The organism is Sorangium sp. So ce381, from assembly GCF_051473845.1.
In the GTDB taxonomy this organism is placed as follows: Bacteria; Myxococcota_A; Polyangia; order Polyangiales; family Polyangiaceae; genus Sorangium; species Sorangium atrum.
Genome location: NZ_CP150336.1, coordinates 12,108,018 through 12,133,018, shown reverse-complemented (window position 1 = coordinate 12,133,018; position 25,001 = coordinate 12,108,018). Strand labels below are relative to the sequence as shown.

At 72.0% G+C, this 25,001-nt stretch carries 24 protein-coding genes; 9 read left to right on the top strand and 15 right to left on the bottom strand.

Features of this window, described 5'->3' with window-relative positions; all coding sequences use genetic code 11:
• Positions 1 to 15 precede the first annotated feature (15 nt).
• The 3 genes from WMF29_RS45485 (at position 16) to WMF29_RS45475 (ending at position 4,044) form a co-directional block, all read left to right on the top strand.
• On the top strand, positions 16 to 1,215 hold the full coding sequence (locus WMF29_RS45485; RefSeq protein ID WP_437326278.1) for an acyl-protein synthetase: 1,200 nt from the start codon (positions 16 to 18) through the stop codon (positions 1,213 to 1,215).
• A complete protein-coding gene (locus tag WMF29_RS45480; RefSeq protein ID WP_437331239.1) occupies positions 1,215 to 2,339 on the top strand; it encodes an acyl-CoA reductase in 1,125 nt (374 codons plus the stop codon). The genes WMF29_RS45485 and WMF29_RS45480 overlap by 1 nt, the downstream gene beginning before the upstream one ends.
• Positions 2,340 to 2,487: 148 nt before the next feature.
• A complete protein-coding gene (locus WMF29_RS45475) occupies positions 2,488 to 4,044 on the top strand; it encodes a GAF domain-containing protein (protein WP_437326277.1) in 1,557 nt (518 codons plus the stop codon).
• 27 nt (positions 4,045 to 4,071) lie between these two features.
• On the opposite strand, the gene WMF29_RS45470 is transcribed toward WMF29_RS45475, so the two are convergent.
• A complete protein-coding gene (locus WMF29_RS45470; RefSeq protein WP_012241230.1) occupies positions 4,072 to 4,212 on the bottom strand; it encodes a hypothetical protein in 141 nt (46 codons plus the stop codon).
• A 114-nt stretch (positions 4,213 to 4,326) separates the two neighbouring features.
• Here WMF29_RS45470 and queD point away from each other — a divergent pair, with 114 nt between their 5' ends.
• On the top strand, positions 4,327 to 4,689 hold the full coding sequence (queD, locus tag WMF29_RS45465; RefSeq protein WP_437278340.1) for a 6-carboxytetrahydropterin synthase QueD: 363 nt from the start codon (positions 4,327 to 4,329) through the stop codon (positions 4,687 to 4,689).
• Between the two features lie 4 nt (positions 4,690 to 4,693).
• Entirely contained in the window at positions 4,694 to 4,978 is a 285-nt protein-coding gene (locus WMF29_RS45460; protein WP_272096324.1) for a (2Fe-2S)-binding protein, read from the top strand.
• A 62-nt stretch (positions 4,979 to 5,040) separates the two neighbouring features.
• On the opposite strand, the gene WMF29_RS45455 is transcribed toward WMF29_RS45460, so the two are convergent.
• A complete protein-coding gene (locus tag WMF29_RS45455; RefSeq protein ID WP_437326276.1) occupies positions 5,041 to 5,868 on the bottom strand; it encodes a class I SAM-dependent methyltransferase in 828 nt (275 codons plus the stop codon).
• Positions 5,868 to 6,545 (bottom strand): HEAT repeat domain-containing protein, encoded by a 678-nt coding sequence (locus tag WMF29_RS45450; RefSeq protein ID WP_437326275.1) that lies wholly within the window; start codon positions 6,543 to 6,545, stop codon positions 5,868 to 5,870. Before WMF29_RS45450 ends, WMF29_RS45455 begins: the two co-directional genes overlap by 1 nt.
• A gap of 207 nt (positions 6,546 to 6,752) precedes the next feature.
• Here WMF29_RS45450 and WMF29_RS45445 point away from each other — a divergent pair, with 207 nt between their 5' ends.
• Positions 6,753 to 7,685, top strand: a complete 933-nt coding sequence (locus tag WMF29_RS45445; RefSeq protein ID WP_437326274.1) for a hypothetical protein — start codon at positions 6,753 to 6,755, stop codon at positions 7,683 to 7,685.
• Here the strand turns inward: WMF29_RS45445 and WMF29_RS45440 are convergent.
• Positions 7,667 to 8,356 (bottom strand): response regulator transcription factor, encoded by a 690-nt coding sequence (locus WMF29_RS45440; protein WP_272096320.1) that lies wholly within the window; start codon positions 8,354 to 8,356, stop codon positions 7,667 to 7,669. The genes WMF29_RS45445 and WMF29_RS45440 overlap by 19 nt on opposite strands.
• Positions 8,357 to 8,566: 210 nt before the next feature.
• The gene (locus WMF29_RS45435; RefSeq protein WP_437326273.1) at positions 8,567 to 10,921 is read right to left on the bottom strand and encodes a hypothetical protein; all 2,355 of its coding nucleotides are present in this window, start codon (positions 10,919 to 10,921) and stop codon (positions 8,567 to 8,569) included.
• Positions 10,922 to 11,547: 626 nt separating this feature from the next.
• Here WMF29_RS45435 and mgtE point away from each other — a divergent pair.
• Positions 11,548 to 12,933, top strand: a complete 1,386-nt coding sequence (gene mgtE, locus WMF29_RS45430; protein ID WP_437326272.1) for a magnesium transporter — start codon at positions 11,548 to 11,550, stop codon at positions 12,931 to 12,933.
• Positions 12,934 to 13,176: 243 nt separating this feature from the next.
• Positions 13,177 to 13,785, top strand: coding sequence for a single-stranded DNA-binding protein (locus WMF29_RS45425; protein WP_437326271.1), 609 nt, complete (start codon positions 13,177 to 13,179; stop codon positions 13,783 to 13,785).
• 272 nt (positions 13,786 to 14,057) lie between these two features.
• Here WMF29_RS45425 and WMF29_RS45420 read toward each other — a convergent pair whose 3' ends face one another.
• The 4 genes from WMF29_RS45420 to WMF29_RS45405 all read right to left on the bottom strand — a co-directional run bounded on the left by WMF29_RS45420 (position 14,058) and on the right by WMF29_RS45405 (position 17,267).
• Positions 14,058 to 14,720 carry a hypothetical protein gene (locus WMF29_RS45420; protein ID WP_437326270.1) on the bottom strand — a complete coding sequence of 221 codons (663 nt, stop codon included), beginning with the start codon at positions 14,718 to 14,720 and terminating at the stop codon, positions 14,058 to 14,060.
• Positions 14,701 to 15,066 (bottom strand): MerR family transcriptional regulator, encoded by a 366-nt coding sequence (locus WMF29_RS45415; protein ID WP_272097930.1) that lies wholly within the window; start codon positions 15,064 to 15,066, stop codon positions 14,701 to 14,703. The genes WMF29_RS45420 and WMF29_RS45415 overlap by 20 nt, the downstream gene beginning before the upstream one ends.
• A gap of 11 nt (positions 15,067 to 15,077) precedes the next feature.
• Positions 15,078 to 15,383, bottom strand: coding sequence for an integration host factor subunit alpha (locus tag WMF29_RS45410; protein ID WP_012241218.1), 306 nt, complete (start codon positions 15,381 to 15,383; stop codon positions 15,078 to 15,080).
• A gap of 318 nt (positions 15,384 to 15,701) precedes the next feature.
• Complete coding sequence (locus tag WMF29_RS45405; protein ID WP_437326269.1) at positions 15,702 to 17,267, bottom strand: glycosyltransferase family 2 protein; 1,566 nt, start codon at positions 17,265 to 17,267, stop codon at positions 15,702 to 15,704.
• Positions 17,268 to 17,778: 511 nt separating this feature from the next.
• Here WMF29_RS45405 and WMF29_RS45400 point away from each other — a divergent pair.
• On the top strand, positions 17,779 to 18,819 hold the full coding sequence (locus tag WMF29_RS45400; RefSeq protein ID WP_437326268.1) for a hypothetical protein: 1,041 nt from the start codon (positions 17,779 to 17,781) through the stop codon (positions 18,817 to 18,819).
• Between the two features lie 82 nt (positions 18,820 to 18,901).
• On the opposite strand, the gene WMF29_RS45395 is transcribed toward WMF29_RS45400, so the two are convergent.
• The 6 genes from WMF29_RS45395 to WMF29_RS45370 all read right to left on the bottom strand — a co-directional run bounded on the left by WMF29_RS45395 (position 18,902) and on the right by WMF29_RS45370 (position 24,754).
• Positions 18,902 to 19,276 (bottom strand): response regulator, encoded by a 375-nt coding sequence (locus tag WMF29_RS45395; RefSeq protein WP_272096310.1) that lies wholly within the window; start codon positions 19,274 to 19,276, stop codon positions 18,902 to 18,904.
• Between the two features lie 291 nt (positions 19,277 to 19,567).
• Entirely contained in the window at positions 19,568 to 20,326 is a 759-nt protein-coding gene (locus WMF29_RS45390; RefSeq protein ID WP_272096309.1) for an ABC transporter ATP-binding protein, read from the bottom strand.
• Complete coding sequence (locus WMF29_RS45385) at positions 20,323 to 21,123, bottom strand: ABC transporter ATP-binding protein (protein WP_272096308.1); 801 nt, start codon at positions 21,121 to 21,123, stop codon at positions 20,323 to 20,325. The genes WMF29_RS45390 and WMF29_RS45385 overlap by 4 nt, the downstream gene beginning before the upstream one ends.
• The gene (locus WMF29_RS45380; RefSeq protein ID WP_437326267.1) at positions 21,120 to 22,370 is read right to left on the bottom strand and encodes a branched-chain amino acid ABC transporter permease; all 1,251 of its coding nucleotides are present in this window, start codon (positions 22,368 to 22,370) and stop codon (positions 21,120 to 21,122) included. The genes WMF29_RS45385 and WMF29_RS45380 overlap by 4 nt, the downstream gene beginning before the upstream one ends.
• A 56-nt stretch (positions 22,371 to 22,426) precedes the next feature.
• Positions 22,427 to 23,149 carry a ClpXP protease specificity-enhancing factor SspB gene (locus WMF29_RS45375; RefSeq protein ID WP_437326266.1) on the bottom strand — a complete coding sequence of 241 codons (723 nt, stop codon included), beginning with the start codon at positions 23,147 to 23,149 and terminating at the stop codon, positions 22,427 to 22,429.
• 282 nt (positions 23,150 to 23,431) lie between these two features.
• Complete coding sequence (locus tag WMF29_RS45370; protein ID WP_437326265.1) at positions 23,432 to 24,754, bottom strand: phenylacetate--CoA ligase family protein; 1,323 nt, start codon at positions 24,752 to 24,754, stop codon at positions 23,432 to 23,434.
• Positions 24,755 to 25,001: the final 247 nt, after the last annotated feature.

Sequence of the window (25,001 nt, the reverse complement as noted above, 5' to 3'; positions counted from 1 at the left end):
GCTATCCCGGTGCCCGTGGGACCGATAGACCAGAGCGAGGCGCTGCACCGCCGCGCGCGGGCGTTCATCGAGGCGTCGCTCCGCGTGGACGGGGCGGGCTCGACAGGCGCCGGCCGAGCGGCGGCTGCCTCTCCTCCGCAGGACCAGGGCGAGCGCGGGGCGCTTCCGGAGACCTTCGATGCGCTCGCGCTCGCCCTCGCCCGGCACCAGGCCGCGCATTGCGCGCCGGTCGCCCGCCTCTTCGAGGCGCGCGGCGCGGACGTCGCCGCGATGGATCTCGCGGCGCAGATCCCCGCTGTGCCGTGCGACGTGTTCCGGTTCGCGCGCGTCGCGGCCCACCCGCCGGAGGCGGACGAGCGCGTCTTCCGCACGAGCGGGACTTCCCTCGGCGCGGCGTCCCGCGGCGAGCACCCGTTCCGCACGACCGCCACGTACGAGCTGGCCGCGCTCGCGTGGGGGGAGCGCCTGCTGTGGCCCGACGGCGCGCGGCTCCGGGCGATCGTCCTCGCGCCGCCGCTCCACGAGGCGCCGGACTCGTCGCTCGGGTTCATGATCGACCGCTTCGCGGCGCGCCTCTCGGGGCCGGCGAGCTGGCACGTTCGCGGCGGCGAGCTCGACGCCGCAGGGTTCGCCCGCGCGTGCGCCGAGGCGCGCGCCTCGAGCGAGCCGGCGCTCGTGCTCGGAACGTCGTTCGCCTTCGTGCACCTGATCGAGCACCTGATCGAGGCGAAGCTGCCCGAGGGCGCGGCGCTGCTGCCCGAAGGGAGCCGGGTCATGCAGACCGGCGGCTACAAGGGCCGCTCGCGCGAGGTGCCCGCGGAGGAGCTGCGGGCGTCGATCGCGCGGGCGCTGGGGGTGCCCCTCTCGCACGTGGTGAGCGAGTACGGCATGACCGAGCTCTCCAGCCAGCTCTACGAGGGCACGCTCGCGGCGGCGCTCGCCGGCGCACCGCGCGCGGCGCCGGGGCTGTACCTCGCGCCCCCCTGGACGCGCGTCACCGCGGTGGACCCCGAGACGCTCGCGCCGCTCCCTGCGGGCGCCATCGGGCTCGCGCGGATCGTCGATCTCGCGAACGTCGACTCGGCGGTCGCCATCCAGACCGCCGACCGCGTGCGCGTCACCGCGGAGGGCGTCGAGCTCCTGGGCCGCGCGTCCGGGGCGCCGCCGCGCGGCTGCTCGATCGCGATGGACCAGATGCTCGGCGGCGGCCCGTGATGATGGACGACGGCGCGGCGCGGCGCCGCCGGGTCGAGCGCGCCGTCGCCGCGGCGGTGCGGATCGCGGACGCGCGCGATCCGCTGGGCGAGGAGGCGCGCCAGCGGCTGCCTTCCACGAGCGGCCTCTCGCAGGAGGGCGTGGAGCTCGCGCTCGGCCGCCACCTCGAGATCGCGCCGAGCGATCGCGAGCTCGACGCGCTCGTGTCGGCCTCGGGGCGCGCGCGCCGCTGCCACGTGGTCCTGGCGGCCAACGTCTGCACGGCGCCGCTGCGGGCCATCGCCGTCGCGGCGGCGACAGCGCCGGAGGTCTTCGTGCGCCCATCCCGCCGCGATCCCGTCGTCGCGGAGCTCCTCGTGCGCGCGCTGCAGGCCGACGAAGGCTTCCGCCGCGCAGGCGGGACCATCGCGCTGGTCGCGGACATCGCGCTCGGGGACGCCGGGGCGCCGGCGGCCGGCGAGGGCGTCCCCGGGGATCTGCCCGGCGCCGAGCTGCACGTCTACGGCTCGGACCAGACCGTGGCCACGCTGCGGGCCCAGGCCGGCCCGGGCGTGCTCGTGCGCGGGCATGGCGCCGGCCTGGGGCTCGCCGTCGTCGGCCTGAGCGCGAACCTCGCCGAGGCGGCGCGGGACATCGCGGCGGACGTCGTGCCGTTCGATCAGCGCGGCTGCCTGTCGCCGCGCTTCGTGCTGGTGGAAGGCCCGGCCGAGCGCGCGGAGGCGCTCGCGCGCGCCCTGCACGAGGCGCTCGACGCGCTGGGCGCGCGCGTCCCGCGCGGGCCGCTCGACGGCGCCGCCCGCGCGGAGGTGACCATGTACCGGGCCACGCTCGAGGCCGTGGGCTCGTTCTGGGAAGGTCGAGGGCACGGGGTCGGCCTGGATCCGGCGCCGCGATCGCTGCTGCTGCCGCCCGCGGCGCGCGTGGTCCACGTGGCGGCGAGCAGCGCCGAGGCCGCTCCGGCGCTGCTCGCGCCGATCCGCGGCGCGATCACCGCGATCGGCGCGGGCGGAGCCGGGCCGCTCACGCGCGCGGCGGCCGCGGCAGCCCCGCGCGCGCGGCTCTCTGCGCTCGGGTGGATGCAGCGCCCGCCCCTCGACGGACCCGTCGACCTGCGGACGCCCTGACCTCCGGCTGCCCCCACCCGCGCTCGCCGCGCGGGCGGCTCGCAGCGAGCGCGCACCTCGCGCGGCCGCGCCGTCCAGACCGCGCAGCGGTCCGGAGGCGGCGGGAGCAAGGTGCGCTCGAGCGACGGTGTGTGATAGCGATCATGGCATGTCGTCGCGCACCGATCCGAAGGCGACCCATCCGCCCACGGAGCTCGAAGCGATCGCGAGCCCGTCCGCGACGCCGTCCGACGTGGAGGGCTCACGGGACAGCTTCCCGGACCGCGCGCTGGACGAGCCCGGCCCCGACGAGGAGGACGCGTCCGTCTCGAGCGACCCGGCCCGCAGCTCGGCCCGCGCCGCGGATACCGACGACGAGGGCGCGCCGCCGTCGGTCGCCTCCGCGAGGATCCAGGTGCGCCGCGATGAGCGCCTGGATCTCGTGATCGAGTACCTGGCCTTCGTGGCGAAGCCGATGCCGCTCTCGCTCCTCCTCGACGAGGCGCCGCAGCGGATCGCCGCGATCCTCGGCGCCGACGTGGCCTCGCTGTACCTCCTCGAGGGCGACGGCGACGAGCTGGTGCTGCGCGGCAACGTCGGCTTTCCGCGCGAGGCGCGCGGCACGGTGCGGCTCTCGGTCGGCCAGGGCATCACGGGCATGGCGGTCGAGTGCCTGCGGCCGATCTCGGTCGTCCAGGCGACCGAGCACGAGCGCTACCGGGCGTTCCCCGAGCTCCGAGAAGAGCGCTTCCCGGTCTTCCTCGCGGCGCCCATCCTCGGCAGCGGCCGCCCGCTCGGCGCCCTGGTCGTGCAGCGGGCGGGCGATCGCGCCTTCACGGCGCGCGACGTCGAGCTCGTCATGGCGCTGACGGCGCCGATCGCGGCCGGCGCGCGCCACGCGCAGGTGCTCGACGAGCTGCGCGAGCGGCGGCGGCGCACGGGCGGCGGCACGCGCAAGGTCACGCTGCCGGGGTTGCCCGTCGTCGCGGGGCGCGCGCTCGGCGCCATCGCGGCCCTGCGGCGGCCGGCGACCTCATCGCTCGGCGCGCGGCAGGGCAGCGGCGATCCGAAGCTCCTGCGGTTCGCCTTCGACATCGCGGAGAAGGCGCTCCTCGACCTCAACGCCCGCGCGGCGAAGCGAGGGCTCGCGCAGGAGGCGGCGTTCCTCTCGACCTACCTCCTGATGATCGGCGACGGCCGCCTGCGCGCGCGCGCCTTCGAGCTCGCGGCCAGCGGGCGCAACGTCGCGCAGGCGCTCGGGACGGTCGCTCGCGAGGTGGCGCGGGCCGCCAACGGGATCGTCGGCGACCCGTTCTTGCAGGATCGCGCCCGCGACATCGAGGATCTCTGCGATGCGATCCTGATGCTGGCGACCCCGGACGCCCGGGCCGAGCTCCCGTCGAAGGCGGTCCTCGTGGGAGACCAGCTGACGGTCTTCGACCTCCTGATCTCCGCCCGGGCCCACCCGGTGGGCGTCGCGCTCAGCGACCGGTCCGGGCCGCGCTCGCTCGTGCTCCTCCAGCTGCTCGGAGTGCCGTCGATCGTGGATGTGGCGGGTGCGTTCCGTTGGGCGTCGCCGGGAGACGTCGCGCTCCTCGACGCGGACCATGGCTTCCTCGTGATCAACCCGTCCAGGGCCGAGGTCGCGACCGTTCGTGCGGCGCGACGCAAGGGACCGGCGTCGCCGGGGCCGGACGACGACGGAGAGGACGAGCCGGCGATCTGAGCACCGGCCGCGGCCGGTGCTCGCGGCTCAGCTGCCGGATCGCGCGGCGGCGGCCGGCTCGGCCGGCGTTCCCTGGGCGCTCTGCAGCTCCTTCTTGGCGCGCCAGTTCGCCAGGCGCTTCGTGTCGCGACGCTTCTTCTTGGCTCTCACTGCGGGCTTCTGCGGCATGGCCGGCGGTATAGTCGCTCGAGCGCCTCGAGGGAACCCCGTACCTCACGTCGCCCCTCGCGAGGCCGCGGGGCGTTGACGCCCCACGGCGGCCGCCCCATGACCGCTGCTCCGATGAACGTCCGTCTCGTACACGAGTTCCGCTTCGAGGCCGCCCACCGCCTTCCCAAGGTTCCGCAGGGGCACAAGTGCGCGCGCCTCCACGGTCACAGCTTCAAGGTCGAGGTCGCGATCCGCGGCCCGGTGAACGAGGAGACGGGGTGGTTCATCGATTACAGCCACCTCTACGAGGCCTGGGCTCCCCTCCACGACCTGCTCGATCACCACTACCTGAACGAGGTCCCCGGGCTGGAGAACCCGACGAGCGAGGTGCTCGCCCGGTGGATCTGGAGCCGCCTCGCGCCGTCGCTGCCGTCCTTGAACCGGGTCACCATCTTCGAGACCTGCGACGCCCGCTGCGAGTACGAGGGCGACTAGGTCGATGAAGACGCTCGTCTGCCGCTGCGAGGACGTCACGCTGCACGAGCTCGAGGCCGCGATGGATCGCGGCTACAAGGACATCGAGTCCGTCAAGCGCTACACGGGCTTCGGCACCGGCTGGTGCCAGGGCAAGTGGTGCCTCGCGCTCTGCGCGCGGCTCATCGAGGAGCGCGGGGGCGACGCCCGGAAGCCGATCACCCCGCGGCCGCCGTACCACCCGGTCTCGCTTGCGGCGCTCGCCGGGCTCGACGAGCTCGGCCTCCGCGGCGGCGGGCGCGAGCGCTAGCGCAGGCCGCGCTCCGCGCGACCAGCGCCCTCGCTCGATCGTCAGCCGTCGTCAGGCGATCGTCAGCCCAGCGGGCGCCGAGCGCTCGCGCACCCGACGTTCACGGTCAGCTCGAAGACCCCTTCGGACCAGTACTTCGAGACCGCGTGGTGCAGGTACTTGAGCATCGAGTCGATGATCTGCGGCTCGACGTCGAGCATCGCCGTCGACTCGGGGATCACCATCAACCTCGAGATGGGATCCTCGAGGAACTCACGCCCGCTCTCGAACGACACGGCGATGAGCTGGACGTCGACCTCGACCTCGTCGAGCCCCGCGCCCTCGATCTCCTCGGCGATGGTCTCGATCGTGGGGCGGCTGACGGCGGCGGCGTCCACCGCGGCGCCGAGCTCCGAGAGGTCCTGCTTGAGCGCGCACTCCCGAGCGATGTCGGCGATCTCCGGGAACGAGCCGCGCAGCGGCAGCGCGATGAGCGCCTGGCCGCCGGGGACCAGGACCCGGCGCAGCTCGGCGAGGAGCTGCGCCCGCTCGTCCGGACGGCAGACCGGGTGCAGCGTGAACGCGTGGGAGAAGCTCGCGTCCGGCAGCGGCGTCGGCAGGGCGTCGGCGAGCATGTAGCTCGCGTTCATCCCGGAGAACAGCGCGGCCTTGTCGCGCGCGAGCTCGAGCGCGGCGGCGGAGCCGTCGACGCCCACGAGGGTCGCGCCGGGCAGCTTGTCCGCCACGATCGCGTCGGGGAAGCCGCTCCTGCAGCCGAGGTGGACGATGCGCGCCGCCTCGGAGGGCAGCAGCATCTCGACCGCCAGCGAGGCGAAGAACGAGAGGTAGCGCGGGACGACCGCGTGCTCGAACAACACGGCGTCCGCCGCGCTCAGCGGCGGGCCGATCATCAGGCGACCCCGTCCTCCTCGTCGTCGTAGGGCGCGAGGAGGCTGAGCGCCTCTTCGGCGAGCTCGCCGATCGTGACCTCCGACGTCGCGTCGTCGCCGCCGTCGTCCGCGAGCTCGACCGTGCGCTTGTCGTCGAGCAGCGGCTGGATGAGCGGCGCATGCGCCGGGTCACCGATCTCGACGAGCGTCTCGATCGCCGCCGCGACCGCGTCCGGATCCTTGTGGCTCAGGAACTGGCTGAGCAGCTTCGGCACGCCCGGCTCCGGCACCTCGGCGATGAGGTACGGCAGCTCCGGGAGCGCCGACGAGCCCACCGGCAGCCGCTTCAGCGCGCGCTCGACCGCCTGCGCGACCTCCTTGAACCGATCGTAGGCCAGCGTTTCGATCTCCTCGCCCGCGGCCTGCCGCGCCTCGGGGTGCTCCGACGCGAGCACATCGATGAGCGCGTCGAGCGCGCGCGGCCCCTCGTGCTCGCCGAGCAGCGACGCGATACGCACCAGCCGGAGCGCCGCCTCGTCCTCGTCGTTCTCGCGCGTCGCGGCCGCGATGGCGTCCGTGAGGACATCCAGCAGCCCATCGCCGGGCGTGGCCGTCAGGTCTTCGTGGAGCCGGCGAGCCGTGCGCTCCGCGTCGAACAGCTTGTTCAGGGTCGTCTCGATGGCTTGACGATTTTGCACGAAGAGGAGCTATCAACAGCGCGTCGCCTCCGCAAGCCGGCAGGCAACAAGGGCCTGTTCCTCGCGAATTCCCGTCCACGGCGGGCGCGGCCGCGCGTGCCCGGCGCCGCTCACGCCGGGGCCGCCGCGCGCAAGCCGGGCGGGACGAGCGCGCCGCCGCTGCACCGAGCTCGCCCGCCGCGCGCGATGCGGTAAACCGTTCGTGGCATGCGTGTGTCCGGCTCATTGCAAGCCCGCCCGACGAGGGCAGCGGTCTCCCCTTCCCCGCTGGTGCGCGGCGCCGCGGCGTCGGCGCTCGTCCTTGCGCTCGGCGGCATCGACGATCCCGAGCCGCCGCCGCCCGCGGTCGTCCCTCCGGCGGCCGCAGCGCGCGGCGCCGCGGGCGCGGCGGCGCTCTGCGGCCCGCGCACCGTGCCGGAGGGCGCCGCCTGCGTCCCGCTGCCTGCTCCGGGCGCGCCGCTCCCCGAAGGCGGCGCGGCGGCGCTCTCTGACCCTGCCGGCGCGCGTCCCGCCGGAGCGGGCACGCGCAGCCAGGCCCACGAGCACATCCCCCGCCGCCCGGAACGCCCGGCGAGCGCCGCCGCGTACACGTTCCCGATCGGCGCGCCGGACGGGCCGCCGGGGTTCCTCCTTGTCGAGGACGCTCCGGCCGGGGCGGGAACGCTGCCTGCCGCGGGCTTCGTCGCCGCGATCGGCGCCGCGCGGCCCGAGCCGCCGTCGTGGCTCGGCGGGATCGACATCGCCGCGACGCGCGGCGAGCGGGTGGCAGCGCTCAGGCTCGAGGGCCAGGAGGGGAAGGCCGAGGTCATCTTCGTCGGCGCGCTGTCCGGCATCACGGTGGCCACGGCGCACGACGTGCGCGACGTGGATCGCGTGCGCAGGTATGTCCTTCTCCATGGCCACCTCGATCGCCCTGGCCCTGGCGTCGTGGCGGGCGCGCGCCTCGACGCGGGCGACGTGGTCGGGTACGCAGGCGAGACGGGCAGCCCGGGCCTCGTCCGGCTGCGCCTCGAGGCGCGGCAGATCCGCGAGGGGGCGCGCATCGAAGAGCTCGATCCGAAGCGCATCACCGACGCCGCGGTGACGGTGCCTTGCGACCTCCGCAACGTCCTGCCGCTCCGTCAGGGAGCGAGCTTGTAACCGAAGCCGTAGACCGTGAGGATGTGCTCCGGCTTGTCGGGCGAGCGCTCGATCTTCTTGCGCAGCTTGACGATGAAGTTGTCGACAGTGCGGTTCGACGGTCCGGCCTCGATCCCCCAGATCTTCTGGAGGATCTCCTCGCGCGAGACCGGCTGGCCCAGGCGCTCGTGCAGCAGGCGAAGGAGCTCGACCTCGTAGAACGACAGCTGATCCGAGCGAGAGCCCCGCGAGACCGTGTGGGCCGTCATGTTGATCTGCACGTTGCCGATGGTGAACACCTCGACGGGCGCCTCGGCCGGCCGGGCGGCGCGGCGGAAGAGGGCGCGCAGGCGGGCGATGAGCTCGCCCACGCTGAACGGCTTGGTCACGTAGTCGTCCGCGCCCGCGTCGAGGCCGCGGATCTTGTCGATCTCCTGGCCGCGGGCCGTCAGCATGATGATCGGCACGAACGCGTCCCAGCGCCGCAGGTCCTCGCAGACCTTGAAGCCGTTGGTGTCGGGGAGCATGAGGTCGAGCAGGATGGCGTCCGGCTTCTCCTGCCGCGCGAGCAGCACGCCGTCCTTCCCCTTCGAGGCCGACGCCACCGAGAAGCCCTCGAACTCGAGGGCGTCCGTCAACCCCAGCACGATGTGGGGCTCGTCCTCGATGATGAGAATCTTCTTGCGTGCCACCACGAAGGAGTCCGGTCTTAGCACAAAACCGGGCAGGTCCCCCCGAGCGCTCCGCCGGCCGGCTCGCCGGCGCCGCTCTGGAGCCGCAAAGCGCCACAAAAGCGCCGCGGGGCGCGATCTCACGATCGCACCCCGCGCGCCGGGCTCAATCAGACGCTAGCTGACGCTAGCTGACGCTAGCTGACGCTAGCGGATGCCCGCTGATGCCGCCTACTCGCCGGAGCAGGTGATGAACAGCGTGGCCCCTTGCTGGGCCTCGCCCTTGCCCGTGAACCGGATCTTGCGCTGCTCGGTCGACGGGCAGTCGGCCACGATGGCGGCGTCGCCGAGCCGGATCGACGGATCGACGTAGCACCACCCGTGCACGTCCTGGATGTCGCCGACGTTGGTCCTGCACGCGTTGGCCCCGTCGCCATCGAGCTGCTGGATCTCGCACACGCAGTCCCAGCCGGACGCCTTCGCGATGTCGAGCGAGAGCACCTCGTCCTTCGCCGCCGTATGAGCGCCCGTCACGTCGAGGCGCCCCGGCGTCCTCTCATCCGCGCAGTTGCACTGGCCCTGCGAGTTGCGCGCCTCGAGGATCAGGCAGGAGACCTGCTGGTTCTCGTGCGGCGTCAACGTGCGCGGCAGGCACTGGCCGCCGAGCACCGTCTTCAGGCGGTCGATGATGGCGCCGATCGCCGGCCGGTAGCCGTAGTCGGCCGCGCCGTTGTTGGTGAGCTGGCGCGGGCACACCGAGCCGACGATGCCCTGGGGGCCGAGCTCCCGGATCAGCTGCAGCTCGCGGAGGCCCGGGTAGGCCTTCGCCTTGATCTGCGTCGTCGACCTGGGCTCCGGATCCTCCTGATCGTTCCCCGCTTCGGGCCTGCACAGCGGGTTGTCGGTCGCCTGACCGCCCACCGCTCTGCAGTCGCAGCTCTGAGCCTGCCCGTCGCAGGTCTTCACCGCGTCCTGGGGGAGATCGAAGATGCAAGCGTACTGGAGGTCCCCCGTGCTCCCCTCCGGGATCGTGTACTCGCGGCCGTTGATGGTGTTCCAGCCCGCCTCCTGCGGCCCGACGATCGTGTCGTTGGTGATCGGGTTCGTGCCCGAGCGAGGCTTCATCGACTCGATCATGAAGGGATCCTTCGGCGCCTGGTACTTCGCGGGATCGCCGAGGATGAGCTCCCAGGCGCTGGCGGCGCCGCCCACGGGAGCGCTGAGCTCGTCGGAGTTCTTGAACCCACCGACCGGCTCGCCGTCCTGGTTGAGGCCGTTCAGCAGGTCGGGCTGGCCTTGCGCGTTCTGACGCGCGATGTCCTGCCACGGCACGCCGACGATACCGGCGAAGAAGACGAGCCCGGGATCGCGGACGTTGGAGTCGAGGTCGTCCGGGTTCGGATCGCTGAAGATCGGGTTCGGGACCAGCTCGCCCCTGCGGTTCGGGATCTGCGCCTCGGTGAAGGCGCGCCGGTAGCGGTCGATCGGATAGAGGAAGTCGAAGCCGAACCGGCGCTTCTGATCCCAGCAGCGAGAGTTGACCGGATCCTCCGCGGCGGTCAGCCTGGCGGCGTTGCCGTCCGGGCCCTTGCACGCCGGGTCCTCGGGGCAGCCTTCCTGTCTCTGGCTGCACGACCTGCAGCACTTGTTGCCCGGATCGGTGGCGCACTCGGCGCGCGGCCGCCACAGGCGGAAGCCCGGCCCGGTCTCTGCCACGAGGTAGTTCTTGCCCTCCTCACGGATCGAGCAGTCGTTCTCGTCGGTGAGCATGATGATCGCGAGGAGGGAGCTCGGCCGCATGAAGTCGGCGCGCTGCTTCTTGACGACGGCATCCTCGCCGGTGACGACGATGTTCTCTTCCGCGTCGATGCCGATCGTCTCGTAGGGCTCCGGGTCGACGAGGAAGCGGTACACGCTCTCGAGCTGCGCCTCGAAGCCGCAGCCGGTCTGCCCCGTGCCCTTGACCATATCGGTGAGCTGCTTGACCAGCGACGTGTCGTTGAGGTCGGCGTTCGAGTCGGCGGTGATGTCCGCCTCGCCGTCGTTCGGATCCGGCTGATTCGGCTCGCCGTCGAGCTTCTGATCCGGGTCCCAGGCCAGGAAGCCCAGGTTGAGATAGGTCGGGATGTCGTTGGTCGTGGAGGTCTCGCTCCGGCGCGCGAGGAGGTGCGCCATGTCCACGTTCGAGGCGCTCGTCGTCCCCTGGCAGGCGCCCGACCCGTGGCCGCCGAGGCTCGAGCTGATGATGCCGATGTGGATGTCCTTGACCGGCTCGAACTCACGCTTGTAGTCCTGCGGACAGGGCGTGTTGGGCGAGGCGACCGTGGTCGCCATCGTGCCGTCCTTGTGGATGCAGCGCGGGTTGACGAGACCCTGGACGAGGTCGGGGATCGCGGTGGCGAGGATGGCCTGCTTGTCGGCCATCGAGCCCGAGTTGTCGATCGCCAGGAGGAGGTCGATCTTGTCGACCGAGCTCTGCGTCAGCCGCTCGACGATCGTCGACGTCGACCGGGGCTTGTTCTCGGCGATGGGGCGGCTCAGGCATCCGAAGGCGCTGCCTGTGCCCGCGATCAGCAGGCCCGCCATGGCGAACCTCACCGCGCCCCTCCACGGGCGCCTGCTCTCACGCTCTATCCGCGTCATATTCGACTTTCCTTTCGACCACCGATCCAGTTGCGCGGCGGTCAAGCCACCGAAAAGGCCCGCCGTCCACGGGCCCATGACCGACTTCCGCAGGCGATCCACGGCTCGACGGGAGCCCGATGCTAGGGACCCGACCGGAAGGCTGTCAATTCGACCCGGCCGGCCCCGCTCGACCCCGCGAAGGGGTGCCATAGCAAACGAGATGCCGCTGCCGCAGCGCCGTACCCTCCATGCCCCGCGGGCCGCCGCGACGTCAACCTGATTGCGCGACAGCCAACGCAGTAGGCGACCCGCTCCTCAACCTGGGTCGACCTGGCTCCCGACCTGGTCCTCGGCCCGGGTCGGCCAATAGAGAAAGTTCACTTATCACTGTAGTACAAATCACCCGTTCACGGTCCCGGGAGACCGGCCTCCATCGCTCGCGACCGGCGGTCGCGGGAGGCTCAACCTCGGTCGGCCGAGGCGCCGCAACGCAACCTCGGTCGATGCGGGGGTGGGTTGCTCGCGGGCCCGGCGCCGGTGGGGTTTGCCGCTTCCCAGCAGGGCCGAGTTGTGGTCAGTGCCCGGGCATGTTGCGCGTCGCCCTCGCCATGGTCCCGGAGGTACGGCAGCTGCTCACCGAGGATCCGGCGCAGCTGTCCGACCTGCTGGACGAGATCCACGACGAGGACCTCGCCGACCTCATCGGCCTGCTGGACGACGCCGAAGCGGCGAAGGTCCTGATGGCGCTCAAGGCCGAGGAGGCCGCGCCGATCTTCGAGCGCCTCGACGGCGAGACCCAGGAAGCGCTCGTCGAGCAGATGGGCATCGAGAGCATCGCGCCGATCGTCTCCGAGATGGCGGCCGACGACCGCACGGACCTCATCGAGGCCCTCCCGGACCAGGTCAGCGGCACGCTGCTCTCCACGCTGGAGAAGGTCGACCCCGAGGCCGCGGCCGAGGTCGAGGAGCTCGCCAAGTGGCCCGAGGACAGCGCCGGCGGCCTCATGACCACCGACTACGTGTCGGTGGGCATCCACCTCAAGGTCGCCGACGTGATCGAGCGCATCCGCGCCGTCGGCGAGGACGCCGAGACCATCTACTACGTGTACATCGTCTCCGATCGCGGGCACCTCATCGGCGTCGTGTCGCTGCGCGATCTGCTGCTCGCCTCGCCGTCCGAGAAGCTCGCGGACGTGATGACCGAGAACGTCTTCGCCGTCAGCCCCGAGACCGATCAGGAAGAGGTCGCGCGGACCATGGCCAAGTACGATTTCAACGCGCTGCCCGTGCTCTCCGCGGATCGCAAGCTGCTGGGCGTCATCACCGTCGACGACGTGATGGACGTCCTCACGGAGGAGCAGTCCGAGGACATGCAGCGGCTCGGCGCGGTCGGCCCCATCGAGGACAGCTACTTCAAGACGAGCTTCTGGACGTTCATCCAGAAGCGGGCCCCGTGGCTCGCCGTGCTGTTCGTCGGCGAGTTCATGACCGGCGAGGTGCTCCGGCGTTTCGAGCACGACCTCGAGGCCGTCGCGACGCTCGCCTATTACGTGCCGCTGCTCATCTCCACGGGCGGCAACTCCGGCTCGCAGTCGTCGTCGCTCATCATCCGCGGCCTCGCCGTCGGCGATCTGCGCGTCGGCGACTGGGCGAGCGTCCTCGTCCGCGAGCTCGGCCAGGCGGTCGTGCTCGGCCTCATCCTCTCCGCCATCGGCATGCTCCGCGTCTGGCTCTGGGGCGACGGCACCGGCTTTGTCCTGACGATCGGCGCGACGCTGATGGCGATCGTCCTCATGGGCTGCACCGTCGGCGCCATGCTGCCCCTCCTGCTCCGGCGCATCGGCCTCGATCCGGCGACCAGCTCCACGCCGTTCATCGCGAGCCTCGTGGACGTCCTGGGGATCCTCCTCTACTTCACGATCGCCCGGCTCTTCCTGTCCGACCTCCTGGCGCAAGCCGGAGCGGGCGGGTGAGCGGAATCACGCGGCATTGCGCGGAACCGGGCGAAATTGGACGGCGGTCGTACGGCGGTCGGACGGCGATCGAGCGACGCCGCGCCGCCCGTGCCGAGGCCCACGCCGGTCCCGCCGCGCGGGCGCGCCGCGTGCTTTTCGGCGCGCCACGACCCTTGACGCGTCGGCCCCCATGGGGGAGTGAAGCAGGCGACGTTCGTTCAGCGCAGCGTGCGCTGAGCCCCTCCTAGGGAAGGAGTGACGATGGCCGAAGGCTTGAATCGCGTAATGCTGCTCGGCAACCTGGGCGCCGACCCAGAGCTCCGGTTCACCCAGGGGGGTCAGGCCGTCTTGAACCTGCGGCTCGCGACGACCGAGTCGTACCTGGACCGCGACAAGGTCCGGAAAGAACGGACGGACTGGCACAATGTCGTGATCTGGGGCAAGCGCGCCGAGGCCTTGGGCAAGATCCTCAGCAAGGGTTCCTCGATCTTCATCGAGGGCTCGCTCCGCACGTCGAGCTACGACGACCGGGATGGCAACAAGCGCTACAAGACCGAGGTGATCGCGAACAACGTCCTGCTGACGGGCGGGGCCCGCGGTCGCGGCGCTGCCGGCGATGACGCAGGCGCGTTCGGCGCGGATCCCGGCGGTGGCTACAGCGGCGGTGGCGGTGGCGGTGGCTACAGCGGCGGCGGCGGCGGCGGCGGTGGTTACGGTGGCGGTGGTGGCGGAGGCCGCCCGGCGGGTGGCGGCTACAACCGCGGCGGCGGTGGTCGCCCCGCGCCGGCTGCTCAGGATCCCGGTCCTCCGCCCGACGATTTCGGCGGCGGCGGTTACGGCGGCGGCAACGACGACGACATCCCGTTCTGATCGCTCCCCCTGCCCGGCCGAGTGATCAACCCGGCGACGCCTCTCTCTTCAAACATCTCGAATACCGTCAGGCCCTCGGAGAGGGTGCTCGTCGCGCGGCGCACGGAGGGCCGTTGTCTGAGCCCATTTGACGCTTTGTCTCCGGCGTGCGCAGCGCGCCGGAGACAAAGCGTCCCAGGCGAGTTCGGCCCTCCGTGCGCCGCGCGACGAGCACCCTCTCCGAGGGCCGGGCGGTTCTCCACGAGCCCCTCTTCCCCGTCCTAGGGCCCGTCCTAGGGCCGCGGCCGCGGCCGCCGCGCCAGCAGGACGGTCACCCCCGCCGCCGCGAGCACTCCGAGCGCCGCGGTCGTGGCGAGGGGTTGCTCCGCGGCGAGGAAGATCATCCGCACGACCAGCCCCGGCTCCGGTGGCGCCACGAACGTGCCCTCGAACGCGGTCGCCCCGAGCAGCGCGCCGCACCGGGCGCCCGTCCCCTGCGCAGGCTCCAGGCAGGCCAGGCTGCAGAGCGCCGCGTCGTGCTCGCTCCCGGCGAAGCCGAGCACGTGCTGCCCGCGGATCACCACCGCGCGCGCTCCAGCCCTCCCGGCCCCCTCGAACGCCTGCTCGAACCGCTGCGACTGCGCGTGGATCGGCCCGGCTTCCCACCGCTCGATCGCCACCCCGAGGCCCCCCCGCACGAGCCCCGAGGCCCGATCGAGCACGAGCTCCTCCAGGCCGGTCACCCATTGCCGCGACGGGGCCGTCACGCACACCGCGCGCAGCGAGAGCCCGTCCGCCTCGACGCCCCGCAGGAGCGTCACCTTCGCCCCCGGGATCGCGGAGACGTCGATCGCGGGCAGCGCCTCCTTCGGCGCGTCGCTCGCCCCGGCCGGCAACGCAAGGCGCAACCCGAGGCCCGGCGCCACGCCGTGGAGCTCAGACGCGCTCGAGCTCATCCATCAGCGCGAGCACCTCGGTCCGGATCTCGACGAGGGCCGTGCGCATCCGCTGCACCTCCTCGTGGCTCGCGCCCGCGTCCGGCGCCGGCGGCTCGATGCCGCCCTCGCGCAGCTTGCGCCGCGCGCCCGCGATCGTGAAGCGGTGCGAGTAGAGCAGCTCCTTGACCTTGAGGAGCGTCTCGACGTCGCGCCGGCTGTAGACCCGCTGCCCCTTCGCCGACTTCTGCGGGCGGATGGAGCGGAACTCCGTCTCCCAGTACCGGAGCACGTGCGGCTCGACCCCCACGATGCCGGCCACCTCGCCGATCCGGTAGTACAGCTTCGCCGGAAGCTGCGCGCGCACCGCCAAGCGGTCTACTCCTCGGCCGCCGAGGCCGTCTCACGCGGGTTGAGGGCCTGCTTCAGGATCTGGCTCGCCTTGAAGTTCAGGACCCGGCGCTCCGTGATGAGGATGGGGTCGCCGGTCTGCGGGTTGCGGCCCTGCCGCTGGCGCTTGTCGCGCAGCACGAAGTTGCCGAATCCAGAGATCTTGATCTTCTCCCCGCGCCCCAGGGTTTCCTTCATGGTCTCAAACACGAGGTCCACCAGATCGGCAGATTCCTTCTTCGAGAACCCCCCAAGGCGGGAGTAGACCGCCTGAACGATTTCGGCTTTCGTCATGACACCCCCATCGCCCTTGCAGAAGGGGGGACGCGCCGCAACCCCTGAAGACCGTTCAGGAAGCCGCGTGCGGTCCCCCGACCGGCCTGGAGGGCAGAATGCCAGCCTGCGTCGGTGAGGTCTAGGGGGTTACGCAGGCTTCGCCCGATGTACACCAGGCACGCTTCGTGGAGCCCCCGGGCAGCGCGGCGCTCGGAGCGGACCCGCGACGACACGAGCAGCGCCCCACACCTCGCACCCTCGAGCCGGTGGCCAGGGATCCGGCAAGCCCACCGGCGCGACCGCGGGCGCTGGCTGGGCTCGGCGGCGACGATCCGCTCAGACGGCAAGATCGCCGAGGTGGCGTTCCTTCGTCGACTGCCGGGACCAGGCGCCCACGACGGCCGCCTCGCTCGGCCGCGCGTCGCTCCAGCCGACGACCGGCGCGCTCGAGGTCGCGTCGCGGCGGCGCACGATCTGCTCCTGGACGACCAGGACCGCCACGTAGAGGTAGCCGAGGGCGAAGAGCACCGCGAACGGCGTGGCGAAGTAGTGCCCCGTCTCCACGGACGCGACCACCGCGCCGCACGACAGCACCGCGAGCATCGCCTCGGTGATGGGCAGGTCCGTGCGCACCTTGTACCGGCCCTTGTTGTCGCCCTGCTTCGGCGTCCGGACGAACTCGCCGGACATGCTGCGGAGCCCCTCGATCACGGCCTTCGACAGGTACGGCGCGAGCCCCGTCCCGAGCGCGATGAGCATCGGCAGGCGCCTGACCGCGCCCCAGCGCGAGCGGCCCTGCGCCGTCTCGGCCAGCATGTAGAACGCCGCGAGCGACCCCGTCGTCGCCGTGCAGAGCGGCAGATCGATGGCGACCATCGTCAGCGTGTCGGCCGCGGGGAACAGGACGAGCGCCGGCAGCAGGAGGACGCTCAGCAGCACCAGCAGCGGGTAGGCGAAGTGCGGCGTGAGGTGGAAGAACGCCTCGATCCGCTGCCCGACCGAGAGCTTCGCGCTCAGCACGGTCGCCATCAGCTTGCGCGACGTCTGCACCGTGCCCTTGGCCCAGCGGTACTGCTGCGCGCGCAGCGCCGAGATGTCCTCGGGGAGCTCCGCCGGCGAGACGACGTCCTCGCGGTAGATGAAGCGGTAGCCCGCGAGCTGCGCCCTGTACGACAGGTCGAGGTCCTCGGTCAGCGTGTCGTGCTGCCAGCCGCCGGCCTCGCGGATGGCGTCCTTGCGCCACATCCCTCCGGTGCCGGAGAAGTTGAACAGGAGGCCGGCGCCGAAGCGCGCGCGGTTCTCGACGAGGTGGTGGCCGTCGAGCATGAGCGCCTGCACCTGCGTGAGGATCGAGACGTCGCGGTTCAGGTGGCCCCACCGCGTCTGCACCATGCCGACCGTCGGGTCCTCGAAGTGGCCGACGATGGACCGGACGAAGTCCGGCTGCGGGATGAAGTCGGCGTCGAAGATCGCGACCAGCTCGCCCTTCGCGACCTTGAGCCCCGCGTCGAGCGCCCCCGCCTTGTAGCCGACGCGATCCACGCGGTGCAGGTACACCGCGTCGAGGCCCTGCGCGCGCAGCCGCTCGACGTGCGCGCGGACGAGGCCCTGCGTCTCGTCCGTCGAGTCGTCGAGCACCTGGATCTCCAGCTTGTCGCGCGGGTAGTCCATCTTCGCGACGGCATCGAGCAGCCGCGCAGCGACCGTCGACTCGTTGAAGAGCGGGAGCTGGATCGTCACCGGCGGGAGGTCGCGATCGGTCAGGGCCGCGACCTCCTGCGCGCGGGTGATCTTCGCGCGGTTCAGGCGACAGAGGACCACGAGGTGCAGCCGGTGCAGGCCGTAGGCGCTGAGACCGAGCAGCACGCCGAAGTACAGGACACAGAGCAGCAGGGAGAGCATCGCGAGCACCTACCGCCGGCGGGTTGCCGTGCAGCCGTGGGAACGGGCGAGAGCGCCGATCTCCACCCCTGCAGGCGCCGGCAGACAACGAACGCGTACCATCCGCCGGATCCGAAGTTGTCAGGCACTTGTAATTCGTTGCAACTCACTGTCGCGAGGTGCGCAAAGTTGACTTCGGCCCGAGTCGCTCCCCGCGGAAAATGACAATCACCGACAATCCCGCTTCGCCCGGGCGCGCGGCGCTGCCCGCAGGTCTGCCTCGCGAACGCACGTGCGCGAGCGGCGCGCCGACTCAGGGCGTCCCCGGACACTGGAGCTCCAAGTAAGGTGTTTCTGGTAAGGCTCCTCCGAATCCACGTTCGATGAGTAGGGGGCTCACCCGCTGGGCAGATTCACAGTACTGCGCGATTTCAAGGCCCGGGCAGGGGCCGCGCGCCGCGCGCCGCGTCGGCAGGGGCCCGGGGTCATCTGCGCCTGGCACCAGCGGGGGCTCGGGGCTATCGGTTCCCCGATGGATCGGGCGCTACTTAATGAACTGAAGGCTCGTCAGATCGCGTTCCTCGAGGCGCGGCTCGTCTCCGAGGCCGCCGCGCGCGACTTCCGGGAGCGGCTGCCTGCCGGCTTCGCCGCGCTGCTCGCGACGCCGCTGGGCGAGCTCGTGGACGCGGGGGCGATCGGGCGCGCGCTCGAGGCCCTTGCGGCGGAGGAGCCGCTCCGGCGGGCGGTCCGGCCCGCGGCCGCCGCGGCGCTCGCGGCGCTCGTCGAGGCGGCGCGCGCCGAGCGGCGGCGCGGGAAGGAGCTCCTGCCGGAGGGGGCCCGCGACAAGCTCGATCGCATCCTCGAGCAGCCGAAGATCGTGCCGGAGCGGCTCGTGCGCGAGGTGCTGGAGAGCGCGGCGCTCGACGCGGTGATGCGCGACGTCCTGTACGACACGCTGATGGAGTTCTCCGAGAAGGTGAACCCGTTCTTCGCCGAGTGGGGCCTGCCGGCGCTCCTCAAGCGGGTCGCCCCCTTCGGCCTCGGCGGGGTCGGCAAGACCATGGGCGCGATGCGGGGCGAGTTCGAGCGGCGGCTCGAGCCGGAGATCCGCCGGTTTCTGCAGGGCTTCTCGCGCACGGCGATGCGCCAGGTGCACGACCTCCTCGTCGCCAAGGGCGACACGCCCGAGTTCGTCGGCCTGCGCAAGCAGGTCGCCACGTGGGTGCTGGAGCAGGAGATCTGCGCGCTCGTCGGTCAGCTCGACGCGAAGAGCTCGGCGATCGCCGAGGAGCTCGGCGCCGACATCGCCGCGCAGCTGCTCCGCGATCGGCCCGTCCGGGCGCGGACCAGCGAGGCGATCGCGGCGTTCGTGGCGGCGCACGCGGGCGAGCCGCTCGGCGAGGCGCTCGGGCGCCTCGGGATCGCGCCCGAGCTCGACGTCGGCGCGCTCGCGGATGCGCTCTGGCCCGTCGTGAGGAGCATGTGCGCGACCGGGCCGGTGCGGGCCTGGGTCGCGTCCGTGGTGGAGGAGTTCTTCGACGGGCTGCCGGACGGCATCGAGCCGTCCGCCTGAGGCGAGCCGTCGCGATGGGCGCCTGCCGCGGGTGGGACCAGGCCCGCGGCGAGCGCGGGCCCCGGCCCGCGACTGGCCGCGCTCAGCCCATGGCCGAGGCGTCGGCCACCGCAGACTCGATGTACGCGAGGCCGCGCGACGGGCACGCGGGCACCGTGGGCGCAAACGCCTCCATGTCCAGGATCAGCTCGGGGCCGGCCGCGGGCGTGAGCACCACGACGGGCACGCGCGGCGACATGCGGCGGAGCTGCTCCATCTCGCTGTGGAGCTCCGCCTCCTCCCGCGGCACGAGCACCATCACATGAGGACGCCAGCGGGCAAGCACGTCACGCGCATGGCCGAGCCCGCAGCACGTCTCCACCGTGTAGTCCCGGGATGAGAGGAAGTGGACGAGCGGCTGGGAGTTGCTGGCGTCGTCATCGATCACCAGAACGCGGGTCGTGCTCTCAATCTCCATGGGTATCCCCCGTCAGCGGCCGGCGCTGACCGCCGCTGTGAAAACCAGGTCTTCATGGCCTGGCTCACAGTGACCATACTCCATATTCGGCAAAGAGCGATATCAATCGCGCCTCAGCGCATCACGCGATGCGTTGATACGCGCTTGAAACACCAGCGCTTTCCGCCTGTCTCTTTTGTGATCGGCTGTGATCCGCTGCGATCCCCTGCGATCCGCCGTGATCCGCGATGATCTGCGACCCGTCCGGGGAATCGCGGCGCGCCGACACGCGTCGACGCGGGAGCGGCGGGATCAGCCGCCGAGGTAGGCCGCGCGGATCTCTTCGTTCGCCGCGAGGTCCTTCGACTCGCCGCTCATGGCGATCTGCCCAGTACGGAGCACGTAGGCGCGCATCGAGTACTTGAGCGCCAGTCGGGTATTCTGCTCGACGAGGAGTACGGTAGTTCCCGACGCCGCGATCTTGGCGATCGACTCGAAGATGTCTGCGACGAGCCGCGGCGCGATGCCGAGCGAGGGCTCGTCGAGGAGCAGCATGGCGGGGCGCGCCATCATGGCGCGGCCGATCGCGAGCATCTGCTGCTCGCCGCCGGAGAGCGTGCCGCCGTGCTGGTGCATGCGCTCGCCCAGCCGGGGGAAGAGCTTCACCACGTCGTCGACGGTCTCCGCCATGGTGGGGCCGTGCTTGTGGCACCACGCGCCGAGCTCGAGGTTCTCGCGGACGCTGAGGTTCGAGAAGATCGCGCGCCCCTCCGGGACGAGCGAGACGCCGGCCGCGACGAGCTCCTCCGTCGAGACGGACGCGAGGTCCTTGCCGTCGTAGCGGACGCGGCCGGAGGCGATCGGGAGGAGGCGGACGATCGTCTTCAGCGTGGTCGTCTTGCCGGCGCCGTTCGCGCCGATCATCGCCACGATCTCGCCGCGCCGCACCTCGAGGCTGACGCCCTTGAGCGCCTTGATGCCGCCGTAGCTGACCGCGAGATCCTCGACGACGAGCAGGGGGTCGCCGGGGGCCACCGAGGGGGGCTGCCGCGTCGGATGCGATGTCTTCATGCGGGCTCCTCCGCCGCCGCGCCGGCCGCCTCGTCGTCGATCTCCTCGCCGAGGTACGCGGCGAGGACCTTCGGGTCCCTGCGCACGACCTCCGGGGTGCCGTGCGAGATGGTCTCGCCGTGATCGAGGACGTGGATCTCCTCGCACACGCCCATCACGACCTGCATGTTGTGCTCGACCAGCACGACCGTGATGTCGAAGGTGTCGCGCAGCCAGCGGATCTGCTGCTTGAGCCCCTCGGCCTCGCCGTAGTTCATGCCCGCCGCCGGCTCGTCGAGCAGGAGCAGCCTCGGCTTGAGCATCATCGCCCGGGCGATCTCGAGGCGGCGCTGGTTGCCGTACGAGAGCGACGTCGAGATCTCGTCGGCCATCTCCTCCAGCTTGAACACCGAGAGCAGCGAGAGGGCGCGCTCGGTCATCTCCTGCTCGTCCTTGTAGAAGAACGGCGAGCGCAGCAGGGCGGAGGCGAGCGTGGATCTCCGCAGGTTCTCGCAGGCGACGAGCACGTTCTCGAGCACCGTGAGCTGGCCGAAGAGGCGGATGTTCTGGAACGTGCGGGCGATGCCGAGGCGCGCGATCTGGCTCGGCCGGAGCGGCGCGAGGTCGGTCCCGCCGAAGCGGATCGCGCCCTCGTCGTGCTTGTAGACGCCGGTGATCAGGTTGAACACCGTCGTCTTGCCCGCGCCGTTCGGGCCGATGAGCCCGAAGATCGAGCGCTCGGGCACGGTGAAGGAGACGCCGCCGACGGCCCGCAGGCCGCCGAACCGCTTGGTCACGTGCTTCAGATCGAGGTTCACTCGAGATCCCTCCCGGTCGGCGCGCCCTCGCGGCCGACGGTGATGCCGGGCGGCGGCTCGTCCGGCGGCGCGCCCGGGCTGGGCAGCGCGCCCTCGTGCCCGACGGCCACCTCCACGCCGGTGGTGGCGGGGACGGGCTCGGCCGGGCCCACCGGGAAGCGCTTCCTGCGCGACCAGCGCCGGCCGAAGAGCTCGCGCTCGCCGAACAGGCCCTCGGGGCGGAGGACCATCAGCCCGATGAGGATGCCCGCGTAGAGCACCATCCTGAGGGCGTTCAGATCGAGCGCGGGGTAGGCCGCCTTCAGCGCGAGGACGCTGTCGAGGCCCTGCAGCTGCTCGATGAGCTTCACCGTGAAGGTCACGAACACGCCGCCGAGGATCGCCCCGGAGACGCTGCCCGAGCCGCCGAGGATCACCATCGTGATGGCGTCGAACGAGTAGTTGAACGTGAACTGGTCCGGCTGGACCGTGGGGTTGCCGTCGCGCATCGAGGAGAGCAGGGCGCCGGCGATGCCGCCGCCGGCGGCGGAGATGACGAACGACGTGACCTTGTAGCGCGTCGGATCGACGCCCACCGCGGCCGAGGCGATCTCGTCCTCGCGGAGCGCGCGCAGCGCGCGGCCCCAGCCGGAGAACTTCAGCCGCCAGGCGAGGATCGTCGCGATCACGACGGCGCCGAAGATCCAGAACGGGCCGGCGTACTGCGGCACGCCGGTGTCGTCGGGCCCGGCGTAGCCGATCGGGCCGCCGAGCGCCCCGAGGAGCTTGCCGAGCGCCCCCTGGTCGGGGCCGCCGGTCGTCGCCGTCGCGATCGTCAGGCGGAAGATCTCGGCGAACCCCAGGGTCACGATGGCGAGGTAGTCGCCGCGCAGCCGGAGGCTCGGCAGGCCGACCACGAGGCCGAAGAGGGCCGCGACGAGCCCGGACGCGAGCAGCGCCGCGGGCATCACGACGAATGAGTTGCCGAAGAGCGGCTCGCCGCCGCCGAGGTGCTGGTGCAGGTTGCCGGCGACGACCGCCCCGGTGTACGCGCCGATCCCGACGAAGCCGGCGTGGCCGATCGAGAACTGGCCGGCCATGCCGTTGATGACGTTGAGCGAGAGCGCCGCGATGACGTTGACCATCGCGAACAGGGCGAGCTGCCGCCAGGCGGCGTCCGGCAACAGGGTCTCGAAGCCGAACTCGAGGGCGACGACGACGCCGAGGAGCAGGAGCGCAGTGAGGACGCGCTGCAACGGTCGAGGCATGGCCGGCCAGAGTTGGAATGGCCGAGCCGCACCGTCAAGCAGTAGCGTCAGTAGCGTTACTTGATGACCCGCAAATAAGGGGGCAGTTCCCGCTTCGGCTTGCCCGCTCCCTGGCGAGGCTTGGGCTCGGGCTCACCAGAGCCCCCCGATTCGTCGTCTTCGCGCTCCTCGGTGGACCGCACCGGCGCGAGCGCCGGCACCGGCGCGAGCGGCCTCACGGCCGCGCCCGCGTCCCGCGCCGGGGCCTCGCCCGCGCCGAGGCGCTCGCCGGCCTCCACGGGCTCGAGCTGGGGGCGCGCCCTGTCGCGCGCCCGCGCCTCGTCCGCCGCCTCGTCGCTCCGCTCGTCGTCGCTGCTGGGGGGCGCGACGGCGGCGAGCCGGGGGCGCGGCCGCTTGGCGGGCTTCTGCGGCGGGGCGACGGCGGGGCGCTGCTGCTTCTGCGCGGCGAGATCGGCCGGGATGTCCTCGGGCCACACCATGCCGCGCTGGTCCTCGCTCACGAGCGCCCAGATCGCGTGCCACGGCAAGCGGCACCAGAAGGGCGCGCGGTTGAACGACAGGGTGCAGCTGATCCCGTCGTCGTCCACCTTGAGGTCGGGGATGGCGATCGCCATGTTCATGCCGACCTGGAGGATCAGCTGCGGCTGTCCCGTGAACCACTTGGGGACGGAGACACCGGGCCGGCGCGGATCGAGGTGGATGAACACGCTCGGCTCTCGCTCGAGGAGAGCCAGCGCGACGTCCTTCTTCGGCGGAAGCGGTCTCTGCACGTCGGACATCGTACTGCTCTGCCCAATACCCCGGACCGCGCGGCTCCGCCAGCGCTTCGGGGGACGCCGCGCGCCGAGCACCGTGACGGGTGAGCAGGCCGCGGCGCGCCAGCCGCCGGGCGCTCCAGCAGATCTGTAGAAAGCGCGCTGTGACCGTGAGCGCCGCGCTTGGCGTGGGGCGTGGCCGCGGCCGGCGCCGGCGCCGCTCGAGGCCCCGGTCGACCCAGCGTCGCCGGGGGCACCGCGCGGCGCGGCGCGGCGCGGCAGGCCCGCGCCCGACCCCGGCGACGCTCACGCTGCGCGCCCCCGGCCCAGCTGGACGGGGACCTCGGAGAGGGTGACCCGGTGCTTGCCGCCGCTCGTGAGGGGGATGTCGTCGACGATCTGGACGCGGACCTCCGCGCGCTCGCCCAGGTGCTGCCGGACGACGCGCTCGATGAGCCTCGCTGTCTCGGGCTGGAAGCCCTTGCCAGGCACGAGCTTGACCGTGAGCGCGCGCCGCCGGTCCTGGTAGACCTGGTAGCGGGCGATCGTCGGCTGGTCCTTGATGAGGTGCGGGAAGAACTCCCCGGCGAGCAGCTCGCCGTCGGGGCCGACGAGCAGGTCGAGGACGCGGCCCTCGACCGAGGCGAGCATCGGCAGCCCGCGGCCGCACGCGCACGGCGCGCCGGCGGCGATCGCGACGTCCTGGTTCTTGTAGCGGATGAGCGGCATCGAGCGGCAGACGAGGTCGGTCACGACGACCTCGCCAGCCTCGCCGGGGAGGGCGTGCCGCCCGTCGCGGATCAGCTCGACGAACACGTTCTCCATGTTGATGTGCTTGCCGGCGTGCCGCCCGCACTCGGCGGCGATCAGCATGAGCTCCCGGCAGCCGTACCGATCGAACACCGGCGCGCCGAACGCGCGCTCGATGGCCTCGCGCTGGTGCGCGAACAGCCGCTCTGCGCTGGTGACGATGCCGCGCGGCGCGGGGAGCGCGCGGCCGTCCGAGAGCGCGTAGCGCGCCGCGTGGTACAGCGCGCTCGCGTAGCCGACGATGAGCTGCGGCCGGTACCGCGCGATCTCGTCGAGCAAGGCGGCGAGGCGCCGGTCGGACAGGTCGAAGGCGGAGACCATCTTCTTGCGGAGGATGGCCTCGTGAAGGGAGCGCTTGGCCTTCTTGGCGAGCGTCTCGCTGACCAGCACGGCGCTCCACAGGTGGAGCTCCCGGTCGCCGAGCCGGGCGCCCGCCCACCCGTCGGACCGCATGGCGGCCGCGATGCGGCGCTCGTACGTGCGGTGGTCGAAGCGGAACTGCACCGGCTCCCCCGTGGACCCGCCCGTGCCGCTCGAGTAGAGCCGGCCGACGAAGCCCTCGGCGAGGAGGTCCTGCCCGTGGGCGCGGAGGTCGGCCCTCGTGAGGACGGGGAACCGCAGGAGGTCCTCCGGCGCCTTCACCGAGGCGGCGCGCACGCCGTGCTCGGCGAAGCGAGCCCGATAGAACGGGACGTGCTGCTCGGCGAACTGGAGGGCGGCGAGCATCCGCCGGAAGCTGAGATCGCGAATCTCGTCTTCCGATCGCCACTGGGAGCGCTCTATCTGCTCCAGGTCTTTCAGGGTCTCCCTGCCCCTCAAACGGGTCTCGTAGAACGGAAACAGGATGTTTCGAAACAGCCCACCATACATGGGCGAAGCGTTCTTTCGAATCATCGACCGTCAAGCGCGCGCGGGCGGCTCTCCCGCGAAAATCCCTGTGTTCGTGGCGCGGAGTCCGACCGGAGCGGCGCGCGCGGGGCAAGCTCCGTCCCGGCAGAGCCGGTGAGCGCTCGGCGCGACCGCTGCACGGACACACGCTGTCACGCCTTCACGCCGCGCCGGGCAT

Coding starts and splice junctions, on each gene's coding strand:
- WMF29_RS45460 (WP_272096324.1), top strand. CDS start 4,694: ATGAAGACGCTCGTCTGCCGCTGCGAGGACGTCACGCTGCACGAGCTC.
- WMF29_RS45470 (WP_012241230.1), bottom strand. CDS start 4,212: ATGCCGCAGAAGCCCGCAGTGAGAGCCAAGAAGAAGCGTCGCGACACG.
- WMF29_RS45455 (WP_437326276.1), bottom strand. CDS start 5,868: ATGATCGGCCCGCCGCTGAGCGCGGCGGACGCCGTGTTGTTCGAGCAC.
- WMF29_RS45475 (WP_437326277.1), top strand. CDS start 2,488: ATGTCGTCGCGCACCGATCCGAAGGCGACCCATCCGCCCACGGAGCTC.
- WMF29_RS45480 (WP_437331239.1), top strand. CDS start 1,215: ATGATGGACGACGGCGCGGCGCGGCGCCGCCGGGTCGAGCGCGCCGTC.
- WMF29_RS45390 (WP_272096309.1), bottom strand. CDS start 20,326: ATGAAGACATCGCATCCGACGCGGCAGCCCCCCTCGGTGGCCCCCGGC.
- WMF29_RS45400 (WP_437326268.1), top strand. CDS start 17,779: ATGGATCGGGCGCTACTTAATGAACTGAAGGCTCGTCAGATCGCGTTC.
- WMF29_RS45405 (WP_437326269.1), bottom strand. CDS start 17,267: ATGCTCTCCCTGCTGCTCTGTGTCCTGTACTTCGGCGTGCTGCTCGGT.
- WMF29_RS45435 (WP_437326273.1), bottom strand. CDS start 10,921: ATGGCGGGCCTGCTGATCGCGGGCACAGGCAGCGCCTTCGGATGCCTG.
- WMF29_RS45395 (WP_272096310.1), bottom strand. CDS start 19,276: ATGGAGATTGAGAGCACGACCCGCGTTCTGGTGATCGATGACGACGCC.
- WMF29_RS45445 (WP_437326274.1), top strand. CDS start 6,753: ATGCGTGTGTCCGGCTCATTGCAAGCCCGCCCGACGAGGGCAGCGGTC.
- mgtE (WP_437326272.1), top strand. CDS start 11,548: ATGTTGCGCGTCGCCCTCGCCATGGTCCCGGAGGTACGGCAGCTGCTC.
- WMF29_RS45420 (WP_437326270.1), bottom strand. CDS start 14,720: ATGAGCTCGAGCGCGTCTGAGCTCCACGGCGTGGCGCCGGGCCTCGGG.
- WMF29_RS45380 (WP_437326267.1), bottom strand. CDS start 22,370: ATGCCTCGACCGTTGCAGCGCGTCCTCACTGCGCTCCTGCTCCTCGGC.
- WMF29_RS45410 (WP_012241218.1), bottom strand. CDS start 15,383: ATGACGAAAGCCGAAATCGTTCAGGCGGTCTACTCCCGCCTTGGGGGG.
- queD (WP_437278340.1), top strand. CDS start 4,327: ATGAACGTCCGTCTCGTACACGAGTTCCGCTTCGAGGCCGCCCACCGC.
- WMF29_RS45425 (WP_437326271.1), top strand. CDS start 13,177: ATGGCCGAAGGCTTGAATCGCGTAATGCTGCTCGGCAACCTGGGCGCC.
- WMF29_RS45375 (WP_437326266.1), bottom strand. CDS start 23,149: ATGTCCGACGTGCAGAGACCGCTTCCGCCGAAGAAGGACGTCGCGCTG.